General features: G+C 30.4%; 20 protein-coding genes and 1 tRNA gene. 3 read left to right on the forward strand and 18 right to left on the reverse strand.

Annotated elements, in window-relative coordinates; translation table 11 throughout:
• Window positions 1–51: 51 nt before the first annotated feature.
• On the forward strand, window positions 52–792 hold the full coding sequence (locus tag ACFQ1U_RS13070; protein WP_386109113.1) for a tyrosine-protein phosphatase: 741 nt from the start codon (window positions 52–54) through the stop codon (window positions 790–792).
• A gap of 26 nt (window positions 793–818) precedes the next feature.
• On the opposite strand, the gene ACFQ1U_RS13075 is transcribed toward ACFQ1U_RS13070, so the two are convergent.
• From ACFQ1U_RS13075 to ACFQ1U_RS13135, 13 genes are all read right to left on the reverse strand, one after another.
• Window positions 819–3,197 (reverse strand): GumC family protein, encoded by a 2,379-nt coding sequence (locus ACFQ1U_RS13075; protein WP_386109115.1) that lies wholly within the window; start codon window positions 3,195–3,197, stop codon window positions 819–821.
• 5 nt (window positions 3,198–3,202) lie between these two features.
• On the reverse strand, window positions 3,203–3,925 hold the full coding sequence (locus ACFQ1U_RS13080; protein WP_386109117.1) for a polysaccharide biosynthesis/export family protein: 723 nt from the start codon (window positions 3,923–3,925) through the stop codon (window positions 3,203–3,205).
• 77 nt (window positions 3,926–4,002) lie between these two features.
• On the reverse strand, window positions 4,003–5,904 hold the full coding sequence (locus ACFQ1U_RS13085; RefSeq protein ID WP_386109119.1) for a polysaccharide biosynthesis protein: 1,902 nt from the start codon (window positions 5,902–5,904) through the stop codon (window positions 4,003–4,005).
• 71 nt (window positions 5,905–5,975) lie between these two features.
• Window positions 5,976–6,491: a DUF2892 domain-containing protein gene (locus ACFQ1U_RS13090; RefSeq protein WP_386109121.1), complete on the reverse strand. Its 516-nt coding sequence runs from the start codon at window positions 6,489–6,491 to the stop codon at window positions 5,976–5,978.
• A gap of 50 nt (window positions 6,492–6,541) precedes the next feature.
• The gene (gene ccsA / locus ACFQ1U_RS13095; RefSeq protein WP_386109123.1) at window positions 6,542–9,766 is read right to left on the reverse strand and encodes a cytochrome c biogenesis protein CcsA; all 3,225 of its coding nucleotides are present in this window, start codon (window positions 9,764–9,766) and stop codon (window positions 6,542–6,544) included.
• 214 nt (window positions 9,767–9,980) lie between these two features.
• On the reverse strand, window positions 9,981–10,859 hold the full coding sequence (locus ACFQ1U_RS13100) for a phosphatidylserine decarboxylase (RefSeq protein WP_386109125.1): 879 nt from the start codon (window positions 10,857–10,859) through the stop codon (window positions 9,981–9,983).
• 2 nt (window positions 10,860–10,861) lie between these two features.
• Entirely contained in the window at window positions 10,862–12,928 is a 2,067-nt protein-coding gene (gene scpA, locus ACFQ1U_RS13105) for a methylmalonyl-CoA mutase (protein ID WP_386109127.1), read from the reverse strand.
• Window positions 12,921–13,484 (reverse strand): hypothetical protein, encoded by a 564-nt coding sequence (locus ACFQ1U_RS13110; protein WP_386109129.1) that lies wholly within the window; start codon window positions 13,482–13,484, stop codon window positions 12,921–12,923. The genes scpA and ACFQ1U_RS13110 overlap by 8 nt, the downstream gene beginning before the upstream one ends.
• 106 nt (window positions 13,485–13,590) lie before the next feature.
• Window positions 13,591–14,940 (reverse strand): methylmalonyl-CoA mutase subunit beta, encoded by a 1,350-nt coding sequence (locus ACFQ1U_RS13115; protein WP_386109131.1) that lies wholly within the window; start codon window positions 14,938–14,940, stop codon window positions 13,591–13,593.
• Entirely contained in the window at window positions 14,940–15,257 is a 318-nt protein-coding gene (locus tag ACFQ1U_RS13120) for an FtsB family cell division protein (protein WP_386109133.1), read from the reverse strand. The genes ACFQ1U_RS13115 and ACFQ1U_RS13120 overlap by 1 nt, the downstream gene beginning before the upstream one ends.
• A 2-nt stretch (window positions 15,258–15,259) precedes the next feature.
• Window positions 15,260–15,865, reverse strand: a complete 606-nt coding sequence (gene udk / locus ACFQ1U_RS13125; protein ID WP_386109305.1) for a uridine kinase — start codon at window positions 15,863–15,865, stop codon at window positions 15,260–15,262.
• Window positions 15,866–15,951: 86 nt separating this feature from the next.
• Window positions 15,952–16,025, reverse strand: a tRNA-Thr gene (locus ACFQ1U_RS13130).
• An 87-nt stretch (window positions 16,026–16,112) separates the two neighbouring features.
• Window positions 16,113–16,448 carry a hypothetical protein gene (locus tag ACFQ1U_RS13135; protein WP_386109135.1) on the reverse strand — a complete coding sequence of 112 codons (336 nt, stop codon included), beginning with the start codon at window positions 16,446–16,448 and terminating at the stop codon, window positions 16,113–16,115.
• 121 nt (window positions 16,449–16,569) lie between these two features.
• Here ACFQ1U_RS13135 and ACFQ1U_RS13140 point away from each other — a divergent pair, with 121 nt between their 5' ends.
• The gene (locus ACFQ1U_RS13140) at window positions 16,570–16,992 is read left to right on the forward strand and encodes a CBS domain-containing protein (RefSeq protein WP_386109137.1); all 423 of its coding nucleotides are present in this window, start codon (window positions 16,570–16,572) and stop codon (window positions 16,990–16,992) included.
• A gap of 58 nt (window positions 16,993–17,050) precedes the next feature.
• Here the strand turns inward: ACFQ1U_RS13140 and ACFQ1U_RS13145 are convergent, their stop codons facing one another.
• Window positions 17,051–17,884, reverse strand: a complete 834-nt coding sequence (locus ACFQ1U_RS13145; protein ID WP_386109139.1) for a universal stress protein — start codon at window positions 17,882–17,884, stop codon at window positions 17,051–17,053.
• 114 nt (window positions 17,885–17,998) lie between these two features.
• Between ACFQ1U_RS13145 and ACFQ1U_RS13150 the strand changes: the two genes are divergently transcribed.
• On the forward strand, window positions 17,999–18,130 hold the full coding sequence (locus ACFQ1U_RS13150) for a hypothetical protein (protein WP_386109141.1): 132 nt from the start codon (window positions 17,999–18,001) through the stop codon (window positions 18,128–18,130).
• Window positions 18,131–18,137: 7 nt separating this feature from the next.
• On the opposite strand, the gene ACFQ1U_RS13155 is transcribed toward ACFQ1U_RS13150, so the two are convergent.
• Genes ACFQ1U_RS13155 through ACFQ1U_RS13170 form a run of 4 tightly spaced genes read right to left on the reverse strand, consistent with a single transcriptional unit; the run spans window position 18,138 to window position 21,673 of the window.
• Complete coding sequence (locus ACFQ1U_RS13155; RefSeq protein ID WP_386109143.1) at window positions 18,138–18,839, reverse strand: sulfite exporter TauE/SafE family protein; 702 nt, start codon at window positions 18,837–18,839, stop codon at window positions 18,138–18,140.
• 2 nt (window positions 18,840–18,841) lie between these two features.
• Complete coding sequence (locus ACFQ1U_RS13160) at window positions 18,842–19,288, reverse strand: FixH family protein (RefSeq protein ID WP_386109145.1); 447 nt, start codon at window positions 19,286–19,288, stop codon at window positions 18,842–18,844.
• Between the two features lie 11 nt (window positions 19,289–19,299).
• Window positions 19,300–20,721, reverse strand: coding sequence for a cytochrome c oxidase accessory protein CcoG (ccoG, locus tag ACFQ1U_RS13165; protein WP_386109147.1), 1,422 nt, complete (start codon window positions 20,719–20,721; stop codon window positions 19,300–19,302).
• Window positions 20,722–20,746: 25 nt separating this feature from the next.
• On the reverse strand, window positions 20,747–21,673 hold the full coding sequence (locus ACFQ1U_RS13170) for a cbb3-type cytochrome c oxidase N-terminal domain-containing protein (protein ID WP_386109149.1): 927 nt from the start codon (window positions 21,671–21,673) through the stop codon (window positions 20,747–20,749).
• Window positions 21,674–21,680 lie beyond the last annotated feature (7 nt).

The raw sequence follows: 21,680 nt of genomic DNA on the forward strand, positions 1-21,680 counted from the left end.
GATGTTTTTTTTGAAATTATTAACTTAAATTTGACCTTAAATAGTAGAAGTATGTTTTTTTTGAAAAAAAAAGAAATCCCTTTAACAGAATTATTTACTGATACTTTTGTAGATATTCATTCGCATTTACTTCCCGGTATAGATGATGGTGCAAAAGATTTAAATCATTCAGTAGAATTAATACGCAAAATGTCCAGCTACGGAATTAAAAATTTTATAACAACTCCACATGTTTTAGGAGATGTTTACCCTAATTCTTCCTCTTTAATTAAAGAAAAATTAAAAGAAGTTCAACAAGCTCTAATAAATAACGGATTAAATGATATTAATATTTCTGCTGCTGCTGAATATATGATGGATGAACAATTTGTAGCGCTACTTAAAAATGATGATATACTTACATTAAAAGATAATTTTATTTTAGTTGAAATGTCTTATTTTAATGCTCCTTTTAATTTATATGATATTTTGTTTGAGATTCAATTAAAAGGATACAAACCTGTTTTAGCTCATCCGGAGCGTTATAATTTTTATCATAACAATTTTGAAAGCTATTATAAATTAAAAAAAGCAGGGTGTTTATTTCAATTGAACCTTCTTTCTTTAACAGAGCAATACGGGAAAGGCGTTAAAAAAACTGCCGATAAATTATTAAAAAATAATTTATATGATTTTGTAGGTACAGACACTCATCATCATAATCATTTAAAACTTTTAAAAAGTTTAGGGACAGTAAAAGTTAAAAAGAATATCGACAAATTGATAGGTAACAATAGTAAGTTTAAACAATAAAAAAGGAGCAAATTTGCTCCTTTTTTTTATTTAAATATTTTTTTATACCACGGTGTATTGTCTGTGGCCACATTGCCATAACCATATCCATAACCGTATCCATAACCATAACCATAACCTCTCGCCATATCTGTATCATTTAAAACAATTGACATGTTTGGTAGTTTATTATCTTTATACAAAGTTTGCGGTACAATTAACATTCGTTTGTCTAGATAATTAGCCCTAGTAACGTATAAGAAAACGTCAGAGTATTTTGAAATCAATAAAGTATCCGTAACCAAATTTACAGGTGCGGTATCTACCATAATATAATCATACTCTTCTCTTAATTCGTTAAACATATCGTTAACTTTAGATGTCATCATTAATTCAGCTGGGTTTGGCGGAATTGCACCTGAAGCTATAATATCTAAATCTTTCAATTCAGGAACTCTAAATTTCAAGTCATTAAGAGTTATATTATCATTAGTAATAAAGTTAGTTATACCTTTTCTATCAGGAATTCCCAAGTACTCTGTTACTTTAGGAGCTCTTAAATCCATTCCAATTAGGATTACTTTTTTACCTGATAATGCCAATGTAGCTGCTAAGTTTATTGATATAAAAGACTTACCTTCTCCACTAGTTGTAGAGGTGATAAATATTGTTTTTCCTTTTTCATGATTAACACTTGAAAGCATGAAATCTAGGTTTGTTCTCAGTAGCCTGAATGCCTCTGCAGTACTTGATCTAGCGTCTGTATTTACAACAATTTTTTCTTTAATTTCAGAATGAGGAACATCTCCTAAGAATGGAATGTTTGTTGCTTCTTCAATATCTCTTTTAGTGTGAACTTTAGTGTCTAATAAATCTCTAATGTAAATTATTATAAAAGGTATAATTAAACCTAATAATAATGAAGCCAAAAGGATGATTTTCTTTTTAGGAGATACAGGAATATCTGAAGCATATGCTTTATCGATTATTTTAGCATTAGGCACAGTGACAGCCAAAGATATGGCTGTTTCTTCTTTCTTTTTTAATAAATAAGAATATAAACCAGCAATAATTTCTTGCTGTCTGGCAATATCTAAAAACTCTCTTTCTTTAGTTGGTATAGATGATATTTGATTGTTAAATCTCCCTGCTTCTCTTTGTAGGGTGTTTACTGTAATCTCAAGTGATTTTTGTTGATTATTTAAACTATTCTTAAGAGCGTATTTAATATTATTTATATTTTCTTGAAGTTCAATAACAACCGTGTTTTTCTCACCTGCACTTTTTAATAATCTATTTTTTCTTAATAAGAGTCCATTATATTCTGCTATTGATTTAGCAATATTTGGATCTTCTAGTCCTAAGTTAGATGGTAATAAGCCATTTTGAGATAATTCTTTATTTAATGATTTAACTAAGCTTAATTGTGTATTGGCATCAATTAATTTTTGTCTGTTTAAAGCACTAGTTTCTAAAAATAATTTTGCTTCAGATTGAATATCTGTAATGTTATTTCTATTCTTAAAACTTTTAACCTTATCATCTACCCTAGCTAATTCCTTTCCAATATTTTCAAGTCTGTCTTTAATAAAATCATTCGTTTTCTCAGAGACTTGATTTTTATCTTCAATAGCATCTTTGTTGTATTGAGCAACAATTTCATTTAAAATATCTTCAGCTTCTTCTTTTACAGCAGAAGTATATGATAGTTTTAAAACACTTGAATTTTTATTAATAGGTGATACTGATAATGTTTTAATACAATTATCTATAGTATTATTAATTGGAAGAATATTAATGAAAATTATGTTATCAGTTTCATCATTAAAAAATGATGTTTTATTAATTATAATAGCTCCAGTTACTTCTGTTTGAAAGCTTTCTCCAAAATTTAGATTATTTTTCTCTATTAAAAGTTCTTCTTGTTCTATAGTAAAATTAAAAGAGTTATTATTAATTTTAGTAACAGTTAATTGTATTGCTTCCTCTAAGTTTTCTAATATAGAGTCTGTAACTGTGATCTTGATAGGTGAAATACGGTATAATTCTGAATTTTTTAATCTACCTTCAGTTATATATTGAATATTAAGATTTAAATTACGAATAACATCGTTTGTTATTTTTCTAGATTTTAATATTTCAATTTCATTATCAATATTATTTGAACTACCACCTATTATACCTAAATCTTTAAAAGCCTCCAATTCTGCAGAAATCCCAGATTTTTTATCATCTTTTATTAAGATAGTCGTTGAAGCAGTATATTTAGGTGTAGAATATCTTAAATATAAAAAGGCTCCGACTAAAGCGATAATTACCCCCATTAAAAACCATTTCCAATGGATGATATATTTTTCTAATTCAGCTCTGATATTGATAGCGTCGTTATCCTCAATTTGTTGTGAATATATTTTCTGATTATCCATTTATATTATCTAGTTAATACGGCAATTAGTGATACAATTATTGAACCTATTGATACAAAAAGTCCAGTATTTCTGTTATAAGCAGCATCTTGTGATGATGATCTATTTGGTTGAATATAAACCATATCATTTTGTTGCAAATAATATATTGGAGATGTAAATAATTCTTTAGATAATAAATCTACTTTAAATTCTATCTTCTTATTATCAATTTCTCGAATTACATACACGTCTTTTCTAACACCAGTAATGTTTAAATCTCTGGCAAGACCAATTGCTTCTAAAATTGTAATTCTCTCATTAGGAATAGTAAATGTCCCAGGACTTTGTACATCACCCAAAACGGTTACTTTAAAATTAGATATTCTGATATTAATGGTAGGACTTTTAACATAATCAGGATCTAATTTATTTCTTAATAACTGTATGGCTTCTTCTCTTGTTAGACCTGCTATTTTTATTTTACCAATAACTGGGAAATCAATATAACCATCATTATCAACTAAGTAAGATTGTTGTTGGGGTGTTCCAATTGCATTGTTTGTAGCTGTTGCATAATTTACAGCAGGAAGGTTAAATGCTTTAACAGCTTCTAAATCAATTGCAGTAACTGTGATTTGTAATAAATCATCAGGTTTAAAAATAGTTTTATACGAGTTCGATACTTCAGACTGATTAATATTATCATTTTGAAAGTAAACAATGTTTTTTTTTGATACACAACTCATTAGTTGGAATGTCAAAAAAAATAAAACAATTTTTTTAAAATATTGCATGAATATAAATTTTGGGCGAAAGTAGTAAATTAATTTAAAATTTTTCCATCAAGCTTTTCGTAAACTGAGTTGTTGGATTTAAATTCAGGTACTATTTTTTTAATAAGTTTTACGGTATTTAAATTGTCAATTTGATTATTGTTAACACACAAGTTTTCAATTTCAGTTTTAACGTTACTAAAATCAATTTCTTGTGTTTTTGCAATCATTATTTTTTCATGGTAAGTAGGAGTGGTATTTTCACCATTAGCAAGTAATTCTTCGTAAAGTTTCTCACCGGGTCTTAAACCTGTGATTTTAATGTCAATATCATCTGGATAGCTTAGCCCAGAAAGCTGAATCATTCTTTTGGCGATTTCAAATATTTTAACTGATTTACCCATGTCAAAAATATAGATTTCACCACCTTTACCCATGGTACCAGCTTCAAGTACTAATTGACAAGCTTCCGGAATTGTCATAAAATACCTAGTAATATCTTTATGAGTTACTGTTAATGGCCCGCCATTTTCGATCTGTTTCTTGAACAACGGAATTACAGAACCATTAGACCCTAAAACGTTTCCAAACCTAGTTGTTGTAAATTTAGTGTTATGATTTTCCTTACTTAAACAACTAATATACATTTCAGCAACACGTTTGGTTGCCCCCATGACGTTAGTTGGGTTAACAGCTTTATCCGTAGATACCATAACAAAACGTTCTACATTATTCTTTACAGATAAATTTGCTATATTTTTTGTGCCTCCAATATTTATTTTAACAGCCTCATAAGGATTACTTTCCATCAAAGGAACATGTTTGTAAGCAGCAGCGTGGTACACTTTATTAGGTTGATATTTTAGAAATATCTGTTCCATTCTTTCGTAGTCACGAATGTCACTAACTATTGATATAAAGTTTTTTACTCCTTTTCTAAGTAATTCTTGTTGTAATTCATACAATGGAGATTCTGCTTGATCTATTAAAATAAGTAGTTTATGCTTGTAGTTACTTACTTGTCTTGATATTTCACTACCTATAGATCCAGCAGCACCGGTAACTAATATTATTTTATCAGTAACGTCCCTTTTAATAATAGGGTTGTCAATTATAATAGGTTCTCGGTCAAGCAGATCTTCAATCTTAACTTGTTTAATTTGATTCGCTTCAAAATCACCACCAATCCACTTTGAAAATGGTGGTACAATTTTTGGCTGAACTCCAAGTTCTATTAATTGATCAGTAAGATAAAGTAACCTTTCAGATTTAATATTTTGAATAGAAAGAATGATCTCTTTAATATTTTTACGCTGAACAAACTCTTTGGTTATTTGTTTTCTACTGTAAATTTTAATTCGATCTATTTTCTTTCCTATTTTATAGCTATCATCATCAATAAAACCGACTACTTCATAATTATTTTGAGTGTCCCTGTTAAGAGCTCCGTACGTAATTAAACCAGAATCACCTGCACCATAAATCATAACGTTAGTAATGTCATTTAACTCAGAGGTTATAATTTCATACATTGATTTAAATATAAATCTACTAACAACTAATATAAAAATAGTTGTGAAGTAATGTATTAAAATGATAGTTTTAGGTATTGTGTAAGAAGGAAATACTTTAAAAACGTTATTAAAAGCAACCATTAACATGATAGCAATAGAAGCCATGGTGACTCCCAAAAATACATTAAAAGCATCTCTTGTACCAGTATGTCTAATAATACCTCTGTTTGATCCAACTAACCAAAAACTTATCGAAAATACAATAGCTATAAATGGTATTTGATATAGTAAATCAAAGGTGTTAAAGTCAAACGAAGCATTAAAACGTATAGAATACGCTAAAATGAATGATAGACAAACCAGTGTAATATCTATAAATAAAACAAGCCAATGAGATGCATGTTTATTTAAAGCTTTTAAAAGTACTTTTCTCAGCATTTTATTCGGTTCAATCGGTTAAATATACGATTAAATAATGATAAGCAATTTATTTAGCTATTTGTTAGTGCTTAAATCTTTTTCATTTGTTGCTTCATCATGGCCATTTGATCTTTTAACATACCATGTTTATCTAACTTTTTAGCTTCATTCATAAGTGTAGTAGCCTCTCTTTTTCTTCTTTTAGTCATAGCTATTCCTGCTAATTGGAGTTTAGCCATTGCTAAATCATGATCCATAGATAAACCTAGGTTAACAGCTTTTTTTAAGAATTTTTCAGCTTTTGTAATGTTTGTTTGTGATAACATAATTCCATGTAGGTAATTATAATATCCTTGTTGTTTAATAGTAAGTGCAGTTTCTGGATTTTTAATATATGATAACCATTTTTTAGCAGCCTCAAAATTTTGAGTTCTTAATTGTAAAAAAGCTAACAAAATGAATTCATTTTTAAAATAGAATAACACAAATAATCCAGCTAATAACAATAATGCAATTCCATTACCAATATGACCTTGACTAAATTCGTATACAGACCATGCAGTTATGATAACTGCTAAAACTAATTTTATATTTTTATTGAACATGTTCTTTATTTAAGCGTGACAAAATTACATTTTTATCTTAGAAATGATTACTACTTATAAAATTTTTGATGTTTAAACCATGCTAAAGTCCCTAAAATAGCAACAAAAGTTATAGAATAATACACAGATGAAGGTGTAATAACTCTATCACCACTTGCATATGAGTGTAATCCAGATAGGTAAAAATTAACTCCAAAATAGGTCATCATAATAGATGCATAAGCTAAAATAGACCATAAATTAAAGGTATATCTACTTCTTAAGCCAGGAATTAAACGCATGTGAAGCACAAAAGCATAAATCATTATTGAGACTAAAGCCCAAGTTTCTTTAGGGTCCCAACCCCAATATCTTCCCCAGCTTTCGTTTGCCCACATTCCTCCTAAAAAGTTACCTACGGTAAACATAACCAATCCAACAACAACTGTCATCTCATTAATAATGGTAAGTTCTTTAATATTGGTAGACATTTTATTTTTGTTTTTATGATTAGTAAAAACCATTAAAAACAGGGTAACAATACCTAAAATCATACCAAGGGAAAAAGGACCATAGCTAGCAACAATTATAGATACGTGAACCATTAGCCACCAAGAGTTAAGTACAGGTTGTAAGTTAGCAATTTCAGGGTCTAACCAATTCATGTGAGCGAATGATAATATTATTGATGTAACAAAAGTTGCAGCACCAATTGTTAATGCTGATTTTCTATTAATAAATAAACCAAATAACATAGTAGACCAAGCTACGTAGATTATACTTTCATAAGCATTACTCCAAGGTGCATTACCGCTGATGTACCATCGAAGTATTAGTCCAAAGGTGTGATACAGGAAACTTACTAAAATTAACGCTATAATTCCTTTAGTAAGGTAATTTAAAACCTTTGATTTTGAATAAAATATCTGCAATATCACAAATATGATTAAAAACACACCTAGAATGCTATAATACTTAGCTAAGGCTTTAAAAATACTAAGTTTGTTGTATAGAATTTCGGTTTCAACTTTATCTTTACTAGGTATAACATTAGCTCCATTTTTTCTTTGGAAATTTTTAATACCATCTAAAACTTGATTAGCTTTAGAATAATCTCCTGTTTTTTGAGCAGAAGTTAGTGTTTGTAAATAAGTAGGAAGTAATCTTGGAAGCATTTTAGCATCTTCTCCAGTAAACTTAGCATCAAAAAGTTCAGGGTGTGAAACCCATTTATTGTTTTCGTCATTTGGAACCGGATATATTTTTAAAATACTACCACTTAAAGCAGCCCACATTAAACCAATTCTTTTGTCAACCTTTAAAAGATCTTTTTCAAATTTATTTTGAATTCTTGATTTTTGAGCTTCAGAAACTTGTTCTTTTATTTTATATTCTCCTGTTGGAGTTAAAAAATCAGAAAACTTTCCATATTTAGCATTTTCTTCAACACCTAATAACTTTCTTATTTCTTTGTTTCCTTTATCACCAAGGTAAATGAAAGGGACATCAAACCAAAGACGTGAATTCTGAGTCATTGACAATAAAACCTGACTAGGGCTCATGTTTTTAAATGAATTATCATGAGCTACTTTCCTAACCAATTCTGAAGCAAAAGTATGGGCGGGTTTCATTCTACCACCAACATCTTGAATTACTAATTTGCTAAATTCATTAGCATGAGATTCATCAATAATATCAGCAGAAAGAATACTGTCTATTTGCTGATTTGTTAATTGTATTACTTTATGTTTATTATGATTTTCTGGTGCCTGTTGTTGTGCATGATTTTCATGGTTATGTCCATCGTGATCTGAGTGATCATGATCTTGAGCATAAGTAAAGCCAAAGAAAAAGAATGCAACTAAAGATAATGCAGCTTTATTTTTTTTATTTCTGATTTTTTTAAGCTTCTTTTTTAAATCGTCAAAACGTGTATTTTTAGCAAAAAGCATCGAAATTAATCCAGTGTATAGTAATGAGTACCCAAAATAGGTAACAAACATACCCCAAAAGTCATGATTAACAGATAAATGGGTTTGCTCTACAGCTTGGCCTTCATTTTTATAACTAGATTGGAAAAATTTATAACCTTTATAGTCCAAAATATGATTCATGTAAATTCTATAATCAAAGGTTTCATCAGTATCAATAACTGTTATTTCACTAGCATACGCTGCAGCGCTTTCAGAGCCTGGATATTTTTCTAATTGAAAATCATTCAGTTTAACACTAAATGGAGTTTGTAATTGTTTAGCTCCGTACCAGGCTCTAAAATTTAAACCACCAACACTAAATTCTTTTTTACCATCAGTGTTAAATTGACCGCCTGTAAATTCTATTCTTTTAGTTTCTCCGTTTGTGCTAATATCAAAAACAACAACATCAAATTTTTTATTGTCTTTTCGACCTCTGACTGTTTTAATCTCTCCTTTTTCAGCAGGTTTAGGCACAACAAACTGTAATCCGCCAACATTATGTAATGTTAGGTATTGAAAGTTAAAAGCACTATCTTTAACTATAGTTCCTCTTTTTTGATCAGCCATTCTTAGCCAATCACCGTCTGCTTTGGTAGTAACTTTTAAATTACCATTTTCATAAAAAAAGTTAATGGTAGCATTTTTATCTGGAGCATCAAAACCAACAAGAATATTGTGAATATTTTGTAATGTGCCTTTTTTAATATAGTGTTCATGCCTTGTGCCTTCACTACTTTCTACAAAAAATAAGTGTTCGGTTCCGTTTTCATCTAATACCATTTTCTTTTCTGCCCACGGAATATAATCAACTAATTTAAAGTCTATAACATTAGGAGCTTCGTCTTTTGTTGGTTGGAAAGTTTCTGTAAATGAAACATTATTTGTTCCCCATGCAGATAATAGAAGTTTGTTATTGGTTTCTTTTTGAAATTCGCTATTGTCAATAATTACATTTAAATAGTTGGTATCTGATAAAAAAGTGTTTGTTGTTTCCCCTTCATCAATAATCATCATACCTTCAAAGCCAATATATCTTGTGATTCCTGCTCCAATTATGATGAATAAAAAAGCAATATGGAACATGAAAACTGTCCATTTTTCTTTTTTATAAAGTTTGTATCTAAAAATATTACCAAAAAAATTGATAACAAAAAATACCATAATTAATTCAAACCACCAGGTATTGTAAACTAGTTTTTTTGCTGTTTGAGTTCCAAAATCATTTTCGATAAAGGTAGCTACTCCCATAGCTATTGCAAAAACGAAAAATAAAACAGCCATTAATTTGGTAGAGTAGAGTGTATTTAAAACTTTTTTCATTTGATGTAAATTTCTGTTGTAAAAGCACACTCACTAGTAGTAAAAATGTAATTTTTGTATAGTTATAATCACTTGTTAGGTAAAGTTGTGATTGCGCTCGAACAAAACTTCGCAAATTTACGTAAACAATAAGTAAAAACAGTTTAAATTCAACTCTTTTTTAGTGTTTAGACTAAGTTAAAATTATCAAAAAATATATTGTGGTTAAAAAGAATTATTCAGCAATTTTTTCTCCCATTTTAACAAAAGTTTCAAGCTTGTTTTTAGTGTTTTCTAGTAAATCTTTGTCAATGCTTATTTTGTTTTTATCAACCAACATAACAATTGTCGATCCACCAAAAGCAAAATACCCCATTTCATCTCCTTTTTTTACAGGTTCTTCTGCTTTGTATGTAGAAATAATACTACCAACCATGGTAGCGCCAACAGGAGCTAAAAGTATGTCGCCTTTATCTTCAGTAGACAAAATGCAGTATTCACGCTTATTTTCACAAAAAACCTTGGTGAAGTTTTTGATAAGGGCGTATGGAGAAACAGATAAATAGTGACCTTTTATTTTTTTCGATTCAGATGGTGTTCCATTGTAAGGAAAATGATACCTGTGATAATCATTAGGAGCTAAACGGAGAATAATCATGGCGGCATTTTTATATTGTTCAGCTAGTTTATTATCTGCTAAAAATTCTTTTAGTGTAAACTTTCTTCCTTTTATATAAAAATCATGAACAGCATCAATACTCTCAAAAGCAAGTAACTTTCCGTCTCCAGGTGAAACAATTCCATTCTCAATCTCTCGAGCTTCAGGTTTTAATTTTCTGTAAAAAAAATCGTTAAATGACGTGTATTCATTTACTGGCTTAACAGCTTCAGTCATATCAATGCCAAGCTGCTTAACAAAACTGTCTATTTTTTTTGTAGAGTTTGGTTTATTCATCAAGTTACCGTAGTAAGTAGATAAAAACTTTCTTTTAACCATTGGTAAAATAGTAATTCTACCAAACGGATTGTTATATAGAAACTTTAAAAAACCTTCACCTGGTGGGGTTTCAGTTTCTAATTCTCCTGTTTTTCTATTGATGAATTTTATTTTCATGTTTATTCTTCTTCTGTACTATCAATTAAAATATCAAGCATGTCTATGGCAGCTTGTGCAATTTTAGTTCCTGGACCAAAAACGCCAACAGCGCCAGCATCAAATAAAAACTGATAGTCTTGAGCAGGTATTACTCCGCCTACAATTACCATAATGTCTTCTCGTCCGTATTCTTTTAGTTCTGCTATAACTTGTGGAACTAATGTTTTGTGTCCCGCAGCTAAAGAGGAAATACCTAAAATGTGTACATCATTTTCTATTGCTTGTTTGGCAGCCTCTTTTGGAGTTTGAAATAATGGACCTACATCTACATCAAACCCTAAATCAGCATAACCCGTTGCAACAACTTTTGCACCTCTATCATGTCCGTCTTGACCAAGTTTAGCAATCATAATACGAGGTCTTCTACCTTCTAATTCTGCAAATTTATCTGCTAGCTCACTAGCTTTTTTAAATAGAGAATCATCTTTTATTTCTTTACTATACACACCAGAAATTGTTTTATGAACAGCTTTGTGTCTGCCAAATTCAGCTTCTAAAGCATCGGAAATTTCACCTAAAGTAGCTCTGTTTCTTGCAGCTTTAACGGCTAAATCTAATAAATTACCCTTACCAGTTTTAGCACAGTTGGTTAATTCTGCTAAAGCCTTATTAACGTTAATTTGATTTCGTTTTTGTTTTAAATCATTTAAACGAGCAATTTGAGATTGTCTTACGGCTTCATTGTCAACTTCTAAAATGTGTAATGGATCTTCTTGCGCTAATTGATACTTGTTAACACCAACAATAACATCTTGTCCGCTATCAATTCTAGCTTGTTTAATAGCTGCGGCTTCTTCAATTCTCATTTTTGGAATGCCCTTTTCAATAGCTTTGGTCATTCCGCCTAATTCATCTACTTCTTGAATTAATTCCCAAGCTTTATATGCAATATCTTCTGTTAATTGCTCTACATAATAACTACCTGCCCACGGATCGACTGTTTTTGTAATTTGTGTTTCTTGTTGTAAGTAGATTTGAGTATTTCTTGCAATTCTGGCAGAAAAATCTGTAGGCAAAGCAATTGCTTCATCTAATGCATTTGTATGTAAACTTTGAGTACCACCAAATGCTGCGGCCATAGCTTCAATTGTAGTTCTGGCTACGTTGTTAAATGGGTCTTGTTCCGTTAAACTCCAACCACTTGTTTGGCAATGCGTTCTTAATGCTAGTGATTTTGGGTTTTTAGGGTTGAATTGCTTAACTAGTTTAGCCCAAAGCATCCTTCCGGCACGCATTTTTGCAATTTCTTTAAAGTGATTCATTCCTATCGCCCAGAAAAATGATAGGCGAGGAGCAAACGAGTCGATATCCATACCTGCAGCTAATCCGGTTTTAATATATTCTAAACCGTCTGCTAATGTGTAAGCTAATTCAATTTCTGGAGTAGCGCCAGCTTCTTGCATATGGTAGCCAGAAATTGAGATTGAGTTAAATTTTGGCATATTATTACTGGTGTACTCAAAAATATCAGCAATAATTTTCATAGAAGGAGTTGGTGGGTAAATATAAGTGTTACGCACCATAAATTCCTTTAAGATGTCATTTTGAATAGTTCCTGATAACAATTCAGGAGCAACCCCTTGTTCTTCAGCTGCTATGATGTAAAATGCTAAAATTGGTAGTACTGCCCCGTTCATAGTCATGGAAACAGACATTTTATCCAGCGGAATTTGGTCAAACAACACCTTCATGTCTTCAACAGAATCAATAGCTACACCAGCTTTACCAACATCACCTTGAACACGATCATGATCTGAGTCATAGCCTCTGTGAGTTGCTAAATCAAAAGCTACGGATAGTCCTTTTTGTCCTGCAGCTAAGTTTCTTCTGTAAAAAGCGTTGCTTTCTTCTGCGGTAGAAAAACCAGCGTATTGTCTAATTGTCCATGGTCTTCTTACATACATAGTGGAGTAAGGGCCGCGTAGGTTTGGAGCAATACCTGCAACAAAATCTTCGTGAAGGAAGTTTTTGATGTTGTTATCTTGATTTTTATCAACCTTTATATTAGATACGTCTTTCCTATTCATTTTGGATGTGTGAATTTAAACATGCGTAGAATAATTCAAATGCAATAAATGTTTTTATAGCTTGATTTTTGAAATCATGCTCTTTTAAATTTAGCAGTGGAGCAATTAGAAGAGGATCGTTGTTATAACTTTCTCTAAAAGTTAGGATAAAATCTTTTATATTATTGTTGTTGCAATGAGATATGATTTTATCTGAAAATTCTTCTTTATAATTTATGATGTAAACGAAGTCTTTCTCCATGATTTTACTAATGTATTTTTCGTAAAATTCTATGTCTTCGAATTTTTTTAGCTCCTCTGATGTGAAAGCTCTAAAACTTAAATAAGAAAGCTTGTGTTTATCGTTGAAACTTTTGATCCAAACATAATCATCAAGTTTGTCATGAGATTTTCTGAGTAGCTGTAAGGATTTGTCTGAAGAAAGCTCAGTTAAAAGAGTAGGGAAATTAACCTTTTCTTTTGATAGTTCTTCAAGGTATAATTCATAGGCTTTTTGTGATGAATCTTTTTCAATATGATAATAATCACAAATTAAATCTTCGAAAGTGTTTACCATTTCTTCGATGAAGTTATCATAAGAATTATCACTGAAACTATAAATAGACTCATGCTGAGAAAAGCTCAACTTGTGAATGAAAATAAAAGCAAAAAAAAGAAAAAATTTATTCATGTCCTAGTCGTTGTTGTTCAAGCTTTTCAGCAAGTCTTTTTTGAATGATTGGTTGAATTAATGTTTTTTCAGCTCTTGGTTTTACAAAAGGAAATAATTCTAAATCATTTTTCATAGTGTCATTTTGATTTTGGATTTTATTGGTTCCTAATAAAACCAATTCACTAGCATCAAATTGTTCTTGTTCTTTTGTGGCAGATTCACTTATTTTTCTTTGGATAATTCCTTCTTTTAATTGTTTTAAAAAGCCTCCTCCTTGTTCAATTAATTTGAAAATTTCTAACGCTTTTTCTGATAGCTGGTCGGTTAACGCTTCTATGTAATAAGTTCCGTTTGCTATGGTGTGAGCGTTTACCATTTCGCTTTCTTCCTGTAAAATCAATAGTTGGTTTCTAGATATTCTTTCACCAAACTCATTAGACTTGTGGAAAATTTCATCATATGAAATATTAAGTACTGTGTTGGCTCCACCTAAAATTGCACTCATGCACTCTGAGGTGGTTCTAAGCATATTTACATTGTAATCGTATAATGTTTTATTTCGTAAACTTGGTTGAGCTACTATATGTGGAGTTGCATTGCTAATTTTGTATTCATTAAGAAGTGCTTGCCATAAAACTCTAAAAGCTCTTAATTTGGCAATTTCAAAGAAATAATTACTTCCTACAGCAAAATTAAAATGAATTTTAGAAGCAATATCTTCGCCAAAGTAATTTAAATATTCGTTTGCATGAGCTAGAGTGTAAGCTAGTTGTTGCGGTATGTTAGCTCCTGCGTTTTGATAGATGTTAGCGTTAATACTTAAGCTGTTTGGAGTTGTTTTTGCAATGTTTTTTAAAAGATCATGATCTTTATTTAGGTTGTAAAACCAATTACCCGTACTAGCTAAGTTTCCGATTATGTCTACATTGTAGAAAACATTTTCTGAATTACAAAGCTTATGAATTTGATTAATAAAGCTATCATCTAAAAAAGAAAGCTTAAAGTAGATAGTGTTTTTGCTTATATCGATGTTAGCTAAAATTATTTCGATATTGAAACTACTTTCTGCTTTAAATTCAATAGCGTTAGCTCCTCTTTGAAGAGCATCTACTGCTAATTTATTGGCAACTATTTCATCGTCTATAAAAATACTTTCACATGTAGCGTAGCTTTTGTTAGGTAGTTTTATAGTGGTGTTTGTTCTATCTTCTTTAGTATAAAAAGGTTTGATTGTTATACCATCATTGGTTGTACTCAATAATGTTTCGTTGTAATCGGCTCCTTTTAAATCTACCTGAATTTTTTGTTTCCACTGTTTTGCAGAAATTTTTTCAAATTCATCAAATAAATAGTTGCTCATTATTTTTTTAAGGTGTCAAATTCAATAATAAAAATATCTTCGTTTTCTTTTTTCATTAAATACTTTTCTCTAGCATAGCGTTCTAGCTCTATAGAGTCTTGAAGTTTTTTAATGGTTTCTTTGTCTGTAGCAATTTTATTTTTGTGGTACTCAATCCAAGTTTCGAGTTCGTTAATTTCTTTATTAAACTCTCTATGGGTAAGGTACGAATTTTCATCAAAAAAAAGCATCCAAATAACAAAACCTGTTAAAATTAATAGGTAAATATTGGTGGCTATTTTAAAAGCAGGTTTGTTTAGAAGTTTTTTTAATTTCATGGTTACAAACGTTCGCTAATTACGGTTCTAACTATATCAATGGCAACAGTGTTGTATCTGTCGTTAGGGATTATAATATCTGCGAAATTTTTAGTAGGTTCAATAAATTCTTGATGCATTGGTTTTAGGGTGTCTTGATACCTACTTAAAACTTCATCAACATCTCTACCTCGTTCTGTAATGTCTCTGCGAATTCTTCTTATTAAACGCTCGTCTGCATCTGCATGAACAAAAACTTTAATGTCACAAAGTTTTCTTAATTCTTTACTGTTAAAAATTAAAATTCCCTCAACAATAACTACGTTTCTTGGATGGGTTTTAATAGTGTCTTTTGTTCTGTTGTGTGTAACAAAAGAATATACAGGTTGTTCAATGATTTCCCCTTCTTTAAGGGCTTTTAAATGTTTAACTAAAAGATCAAAGTCGATTGCTCTTGGGTGATCGAAATTAATTTTTGCTCTTTCGTTGTATGTTAAACTGTCGGTTTGTTTGTAATATGAGTCTTGTGATATTACACACACCTCGTCGGGCGGTAGCTCATTAATAATTTGGTTAACAACGGTTGTTTTACCACTTCCAGTACCTCCTGCAATTCCAATTATAAACACGTTTGTCATTTTTTAGTTATCGTAACAAATTTAGAAAAATTAGTGCATAAAAAAAGACATCATTTCTGATGTCTTAAATTATTTTGAGCCGATAGAGGGACTCGAACCCACGACCTGCTGATTACAAATCAGCTGCTCTAGCCAGCTGAGCTATATCGGCTATTGCTTTCAAAAGCGTGGCAAATATATAACGATTTTAGATACTGGCAAATATTTTTTTAAAAAAAAATAAAGTTTTTTTTCGATGCTATAGTAAGAGTCTTTTTAACCCCAACATTAGGTTACGTTCTAGAATATTGTAACTTCCATCAGATAAGAATAATAGCTTTATTTCATTAAAAATAGTAAGCATTTGTTCTTTAGAATATTTGTGCTCAGAAAATGCTGATTGAATTTTTTGAATACTCTCAAAATCGTTGTCTTTTTCATATTCAGTATGCATTTTTACATATGTTGCATCATCAATTTTATTTTTAATAAGAGTAAGTTCATCGCTTTTTTCTATAAAATCTGCATTCATACAATAAATAAAAAGATAAGTATGTAATTCTTTTTTGTTCCAATTAGTTGTTAAAGTTGTCATAATCTTAAGGTTTTTGGATTTTATCAAATGTACATAATGAAAATGTTTTTTAATATGATAAAAATCATGTATTTACCTGTTTTTTATGGTGATATTTGAATAGTTGTAAAAACAGATACTTATGAAAAAAAGAACTCCAATTTCATCAATAATGACTAAAAATTTAATCACCTTAAATTTTAACGATGACCTAACAGCTGCCGAAGCTTTATTTAAAAATTATAGCATCAGACATATACCAGTGGTAAGTGGTGATATGATTATTGGTATGTTAAGTCATACAGATTTGATGCGTGTTAGTTATGCTGAAAATATAGAGGAGGTTGAGTTAGAAGTAGGAACTGTGGTAAATAGCTTGTTTACTATAGAGCAAGTTATGACAAAAAATGTTGTAACTGTATCTAGTACTGCAACAGTTAGAGAGGTTGCTGATATTTTAGCTTCTAGAGAATTTCATGCGTTGCCTGTGGTAGATAATGAGGTGTTAGTTGGAATAGTAACAACTACCGATTTAATTCAATATTTATTAGCACAGTTAAATTAATGGTTTTTTAAATTAGTTTTAGTTGAAAAAAGGAGGCAAAAGCCTCCTTTTTGATGTTTTAGATCTTAAATGTTAATACAGGAATATCTGAGTGGTTTGCGATGTCTTCTGAGATACTACCTTCAAAGAAATGTGCTAGTCCTTTTCTGCCGTGAGTAGCTAACACAATTAAGTCGATGTCTTGATCATGAGCATATTCTAAAATACCATTTTCTACTGTATAATCAGAAACATAGGCAACATCTTTAAAAGTTAGCTCGCTCTCATTGGCTTTGGTTAAAAACTTAGCAACTTTTTCTTTCATTTCTTTTGTGGTTTTAAACTTACCATAAGGAGTGTTAATATGTAATAATTGTAAGTTGCAGTTTAACTTTTTTAGTAAGTTTTTTGCGTTTTGATACGGTACAATGTCATCATCAGAAAAATCACAACCGAAAACAGCATTTTTTAAATCAGATACAACTGCTTTTCCTTTGGTAACTAATACAGGTACAGATGAATTTCGAACCACCTTTTCTGTGTTTGAACCAATAAAAATTTCTTTTAATCCACTAGCGCCTTGAGATCCCATTACTATTAGGTCAGCTCCTTCTTCTTTTGCTAAGTCATTAAGCTCACTAAAAATTTTATAATGTTTTATGATTGGAGTTACGGTTAAATCAGATAAAAACTCTTGATTTAAAAAATCTTGAAACTTTTTTTCAGCTAATTTTAAATAAAAAGCAGCTTCTTCCATAGCATAACTTTGTTTTTGTGTAATGATAGCGTTGGAAAGCTCTAGCATATGAACAACAATAATTTCTGAATTTTGTTTTTTAGCTATAGATGCTGCTGTTTGTAATGCGTATTCTGAATGTTCTGAAAAATCTACTGGGACGATTATTTTTTTCATGATAATAGTTTTAAAAAGTTATACTATAAATTTACGATAACTATTGTAAATCAACATGATGAATATCATTTAATACGATTTAGAATGCTGCTATATTTGAAGAAATTAGAAATCATGAAATTAATAAGTCCACCAGCTGTATCATGGTCTAATGGAGCAATAATGATTGCTGTTTTTGCTGTAGTTTGTGTTGTTCTTGTTAGTACCGTTTTGTTATTAGTTTTGGGTAATAACAAAAAAAAGTAAAGGATGCCTAATGGCATCCTTTTATAGTATCAGTTGTAATTGATATCGTGTTGCTGGTTGATATATAGGGAATTCCCAAACCTAGCCCTCTTACAATAAATAACAAACCAATAATTACTACTACAATGGGTATAATTTTTTGAATGTTGTTTCTAAAATTTAACGATGTAAAATTTCCTAAATATATTACGCCGGTCATTAACGGAACGGTCCCTGCTCCAAATAACATCATATACAAACTACCATAGGTAATATTGTGCATTGCTATGGCTCCTAAAAGAGCCATATAAACCAAACCACAAGGTAAAAATCCGTTTAAAAAACCTATGGTAAAAAAAGTATCGTTTCTTTTGTTTTTTAGTTCTTGGCCTAACAAGGATTTTATTCTAATAATCCATTTAGTAAATGGGTTATAACTCGTGAATTTTTTAAATATAGAAGGAAGAGTAATAGCTAATATCATTAAAATACCCATAATTATTGATATTTGTTGTTGAAAACCAAGTAGCTTAAACCCTTTGCCTAAAACTCCAAATAACAATCCGATGATACTGTAGGCTATAATTCTTCCTAAATGATAACTTAAAATTTGTAATGTTTGTTTAGCCTTATTATTTCTATCTACAGGTAACATAAGTGCTATGGGGCCGCACATGCCAATACAATGTAAACTCCCTAATAAACCCAATAAGAAACCTGAAGCTAACATGTTTAGTAATTAATTTCTTTAATTGTTAAATAGGGTGTGTTTTGGTATGTGAAGCTAATTTCAATGTTCCAACGACCACCTAATAAGTTTTTCTCAGGCACGAGCAAATATGGTTTAGTTATTGAAATAGGAATTTCAAAATCTAACTTTTTATTAGATGGTCTGTATAGGAACACTTTTCCCTTAATTTTTTCTGGAGTAAAGCTTTTAGGAAAAGCTATTTTTAAACCGTTTTCAGTATTGAGAATATTAATTTTTTCATCTAAACTCTCGTAATTTTTTTTAGCATCAATGTTTTGCTGGTAGGTTAATTCTTGTTGATAATATTTTTCTGTTACTAAATCATGATCGTATTGTTGATTGGTAATCATAGTAATAACCATGTAAAGTATAAAGCTTATAAATGATATAATAGCTATTACAATTCCGGTAGCCCAATTTGTTTTCATAATTAATTATTTTATCGGTAATTTCTTGGTCCCAAAAAGTTGGTAGTAGTGGTTTCTATTAATTTACCGTTACTAAAAACACCAATTTTAACGGTTACTTTATCTTTTGTTAATTGCGATTGGTGCAATTCAATAAACAATGAGCCTTCTGCCATATCTTGTTTTGGAACTGTAAAATTTTGATACGTTACTGTTTCTATTTTTCCTTTGTGTGATAACAATTCATAATATACATTATCAATATTATCAACTGTTTTATTAATTATTTTGTAAGAATATGCATTGCTTATGATACCATTTTCTTTATGCTGATATAATTGTCCGGGTAATCTTAAAATACGTGCTTCAACATCATTTCTTAAAAAAAGCATTCCTACTAAAACACCTATTAGAATAAATAATACTGCAGTATATCCTTTCATTCTGGTATTTAACTTAAATGGAGATTTTTTTTCAATATTATCGATACTAGCATATCTAATTAAACCTTTAGGAAGGCCAACTTTATCCATTATGGTATCACATTCATCTATACAAGCTGTGCAGTTTACACATTCTAGTTGAGTTCCGTTTCTTATATCAATTCCAGTAGGGCAAACAAATACACATTGTTTACAATCAATACAGTCTCCTTTACCAGTGGTGGCTCTATCTTCATTTTTCCTAAATTTAGCTCTTCCAGCTTCTTTTTCGCCTCGTTTGTAGTCATAAGCTACAACTACAGATTGATTGTCTAATAAAACACCTTGTAATCTTCCGTATGGGCAAGCAATAATGCATACTTGTTCTCTAAACCAAGCAAAAACAAAATAAAAAACACCGGTAAATATTAATAAAGATATAAATGTATTGCTATGATTTTGAGGTCCATTTTCAACATATCTTAGCAGTTCATCACTACCAATTAAATAGGCTAAAAATACATTTGCTATACCAAAAGAAATAATAAAGAAGATGCTCCATTTAAAAATTCGTTTTCTAATTTTTTCAGCATTCCAAGGTTGTTTGTCTAACTTAATTTGTTTGTTTCGATCACCTTCAATCCAATATTCTATTTTTCTAAAAACCATTTCCATAAAAATAGTTTGAGGGCAAATCCAACCGCAAAAAATTCTTCCAAATACTACAGTAAATAAGGTAATAAATACTACTGCAATTATCATAGATATTACAACCAAATGAAAGTCTTGTGGCCAAAAAGGAAAACCAAAAATGTTAAACTTTCTTTCAAAAACATTAAAAAGTAAAAATTGATTACCGTTAATTTTAATAAATGGGGCGCTTAATAAAAATGCTAAAAGTATATATGTTACGTAGGTTCTGTATTTATAAAAAGTACCATTAGGTTTTTTAGGGTACACCCAAGAACGTTTACCTTCATTATTTACGGTAGCAATACTATCTCTGTATTTTTCATTCTCGGGTGTTTCCATAACATCAACTATTAAAAACTAATTTTTATTCTTTTATTGGTTCTTCTATTTCTCCTTCCTCTGATGAGGTGTTGTCGGTATCACTAGTAATTCCATTTTCCCATTTATCACCTTGAGGAGGTTTTGGGTTTGCAGGAGTTGTACCTTGTAAACTCATAACATAGCTAGCTACCTTTTGAATGTCTTGAGGTTTTAAAGTTTTATCCCAAGCTATCATTCCTTTACCATCTCTACCACCACTATAAATGGTGTTAAAAACATTTTTAAAACCACCACCTAAAATCCAATTCTCATCAGTTAAGTTAGGACCAATTCCACCACCACCATCGGCAGCATGACAAGCAACGCAATTTAGGTTGAAAACAGCTTTTCCTCTAGCAATAGCGCCATCATCGGTAAGTAAGGAAACGTTATTAATGTCAAAGGCGTTTGGAGTTGCTTTTTTGTACTTAGCTAATGCAAGCTTTGCTTGAGCTACTTCTTTTTTATACTCGGTTGCTTGATCTGGAGCCCCCGCAATATGGTATCTTACCAAATATATAACTCCAAATACAATTGTTGCATAAAAAAGATAAACCCACCATGGCGGTAGTGAATTGTCCAATTCTTTTATACCATCATAATTATGATCTAGTTCTATGGTTGCTTCTTCTTCAATAGCTTTAGCGTTAGTCCATTTTTTCAAAAAGTCTTTCGCCCAAGCCCAGTGATCTATTTCTTCCGGATTAATGCCTTGTTTTTCATAACTTAATTCTTCTGTTTTTTGAAGTGCTGTAATATTTAAAATTTCTTTTAATACAATTACCATTATTAAAGCTACAAGAGCAATCCAAACTAATGGATTTTCATATAAACTAAAAGGATTTTTATAAGATCTAATAGCGGTTATTAATGCCCAAGAGGTAACGCCAACAAAGACAAGGTAAGCTATTGATTGCACATATTTTTTCATGTTAATT

Origin of the sequence: Tenacibaculum geojense, assembly GCF_042676005.1 — a bacterium.
GTDB lineage: Bacteria > Bacteroidota > Bacteroidia > Flavobacteriales > Flavobacteriaceae > Polaribacter > Polaribacter geojense.